Origin of the sequence: Peribacillus aracenensis, from assembly GCF_025175645.1 — a bacterium.
Classification (GTDB): Bacteria; Bacillota; Bacilli; order Bacillales; family DSM-1321; genus Peribacillus; species Peribacillus aracenensis.
In genome coordinates this window covers 1-3,034 of the sequence record NZ_JANZMJ010000076.1, presented here as the reverse complement: position 1 = coordinate 3,034, position 3,034 = coordinate 1, and the positions used below count along the sequence as shown (strand labels likewise).

General features: G+C 40.9%; 2 protein-coding genes. Both read left to right on the top strand.

Annotation, left to right across the window (positions count from 1 at the left end; genetic code table 11):
* The first annotated feature begins 360 nt into the window (after positions 1-360).
* A complete protein-coding gene (locus tag N0M92_RS28925; RefSeq protein ID WP_260289006.1) occupies positions 361-1,557 on the top strand; it encodes an FAD-dependent monooxygenase in 1,197 nt (398 codons plus the stop codon).
* A 484-nt stretch (positions 1,558-2,041) separates the two neighbouring features.
* Positions 2,042-3,034 (top strand): IS110 family RNA-guided transposase (locus N0M92_RS28920; RefSeq protein ID WP_260289005.1); only part of this gene is annotated, 993 nt, incomplete at its 3' end.

Genomic DNA, 3,034 nt, shown 5'->3' with positions numbered 1-3,034 from the left:
TTAGCCTGATTAACGGTTTTGTGAAACAGAGAAAAATCCTTCCAAAAGGGTTTTGGAGGGTTATTTGGCATGGCCAAAAATAGTATATCATAAGGGAAATGAAAATATTAGAGAAAGATATTGACATCCTATTAGCTGGTTTAGTTGAGATCCGGAGCTGCCATTTGGTGGCTTTTTTTGCTTAATGAACTATCGGGGCAGTTTAGTTGAAGAGTGCTGTTTGATCTTTATTCAACAATTGGGCCATTTTGTTGAATAATTAAAGTTCTAATATTTTACTTTGGTAAATAAGTTAAATAGGCCGTGAATATACTGTGGATATGTTAAGACTTTAATTAGGACAGGAGTGAATAAGCAATTATGAAACAAACGATGCGCGTTCTTATTTCTGGTGCGAGCATTGCCGGTCCGGCACTTGCTTACTGGCTTCACCGCCACGGATTCGACGTGACTGTAATAGAACGTGCACCAGCATTGCGCTCGGGTGGGTACGGGGTTGATATCCGTGGTGCAGCCATTACGGTGCTTGAGGGGATGGGTATACTCGATCAAGTTCGTGCAGCTGACACGAACATGACTGGTGTTTACTTCGTGAATAGCGAAGGCAAGATCGAAGGTCAAATAAGCGAAGCGAGTATGGGGAACCATCAGGGTCTGGACATCGAAATCATGCGTGACGATCTTTGTCACATTTTGTACGATTTAACTAAGGATACGGTCGAATACATTTGGGGCGATTCGATTACCGCAATACATGAGACTGAAGCTGGTGCACAAGTTCAATTTATTTATTGCAAGCCGCAGACTTTCGATCTGATAATCGGAGCGGACGGACTTCATTCCAATGTGCGCACCTTGACTTTTGGCGACGATGCACAGTTTAAACATACGCTCGGCTGTTATATCTCAATTTTCACCCTCGAGAATTACCTCAACCTCGACCACCGTCAGCTGTTTTATACGATGCCAGGCAAAACTGTAGGTATGTATAGCGCCCATGACAATACCGAAGCAAGGGGTATGTTCTTGTTCCAATCTGAGGCATTGAAATACGACCACTATGATACGGAATCTCAAAAGAAACTTATAGAAAATGCCTTCACAGGTAATACGGGCTGGGAAACCTCGCATCTACTCAAAAGCATGAAAGAAGCGATAGATTTTTATTTTGATGAGATTTGCCAGATTCATATGCCGACATGGTCAAAAGGCCGGATTACATTGGTAGGCGATGCAGCATATGGCCCATCCCCCCTTTCAGGTCAAGGCTCTAGTCTGGCGCTTGTCGGAGCTTATGTATTAGCTGGTGAACTCAAAGCTACGCATGGCGATTATGCCCGTGCTTTTGTTGCCTATGAACAAGAAATGAGAAAGTTTGTTGAGAAAAATCAAAAAATAGGACTAATGGCTGCCGGAAGTATGATTGAAAAATCAAACTTCAAAATCTTTCTACGCAACTTAATGTTGCGCGTACCCACCCTTATGGTCGTGCAGTTTAAGATGATTTCGAAAATGATAGCGAAAGCTGCCAACGGGATTGAACTGAAAGATTATTAATATGCGATATTTTAGAGACGAGTTTCAACCAGTCTTTAAAAACTGATAATTTCTTTGCTTGTGTGTAATTATCAACAAATCACTTTTTATTATTCACTAACAATACAAAACCCAAACAATTTTCTGCCTGGCAGCTAAGCGTAAGCAGACTCTTAAGCCTTTAATAATATTGTTGATCTTCCGCAATCGGGCGCGATTCTTTAATAAGAATCGCTTTTCTTAATGAACTAACGGGTGCTTTCGTATTATAAGGTTGACCAGTAAAAATTACTGGTTGACCTTTTTTAATAGATTCTATTATATCAGTAGCCAGGGTAGGACGTACGGGTGCGTGGGACATGATCCCGTGAAGTAAACTGTCTGCCCCCTACATGTAGAAACATGTTTGAGGCTGGTTGGGACGTAGATCTCGTATAACAAGCGAAGCTATGACACTACATGGAGGACTAGGGGTACTGGTTAGTAAGTAGAGGAGGAAAAAACAATGAATCCAGTTGTTGGTCTGGATGTGGCAAAAGGAGAGAGCCAAGTTCAGGCATTTTTAGACCAATCTAAACCGTATGGGAAGAACTTTTCAATGAAGCATACCAAGGAGGAATTGGATTATTTTTTAGACTTTCTAAAAGAAGTCGAAGAGGTGACAGGGCAGATGCCTATGGTCATTTTAGAATCTACAGGGCATTACCATTCTCCCATTATTCAATACTTGGAGGAACAAGGAATTCTATATATCTTACTAAATCCAATCATTTCTTATCAGGCAAAGAAGTCCAGTTTACGGAAGGTAAAAACGGACGCAATCGATGCGTACCAGTTGTGTGTGCTGTATTACAAGGAGGGTTTTGAACCTCATAAAATTAGAGGAATTCAGCTTTTAGACCTTCGAAATTTGTCAAGACAACAGGAAATCGTAACGAATATGTATGTGGAGGCTAAACTTCAGTTTCACACCATTTTAGATCAAGTGTTTCCTGAATACCGGAAGGTTTTTGGGGATCTATATTCGAAGGTTTCTTTATTGATGTTAAAGGAATATCCTACTTCAGAGGCGGTATTAACGGCCGGAGAAAGTAGACTGGCAGAGAGTGTGATAGAGTACTGTCCTAGCCGATCGAATGAATGGGCATGGAAAAAAACAAAAAAAATAATGGATTCCGCATCTCGAAATCCATTCCAAAAAAACGTGTATGAAAGTCACGTAATCAATCTTCGTATGTATATTGAGTTGCTTTTTCATTACCAGGGGCACCTCTCTGATTTGGAAGATCGTATAGTGGCCTTGGCAAATGAACTGGAAGAATATAAGATCATCCAATCGATTCCCGGTATAGGAGAAAAAATCGCAGCCATGATTATCTCTGAAATTGGTGAAATCGATCGGTTTAATCATCCGAAAAAACTGGTTGCCTTCGCTGGAGTAGATCCAAGTGTTCACTCATCGGGTAAGTTTACGGCAACCATTAATCGCATTACTAAA

Coding starts and splice junctions, on each gene's coding strand:
- N0M92_RS28925 (WP_260289006.1), top strand. CDS start 361: ATGAAACAAACGATGCGCGTTCTTATTTCTGGTGCGAGCATTGCCGGT.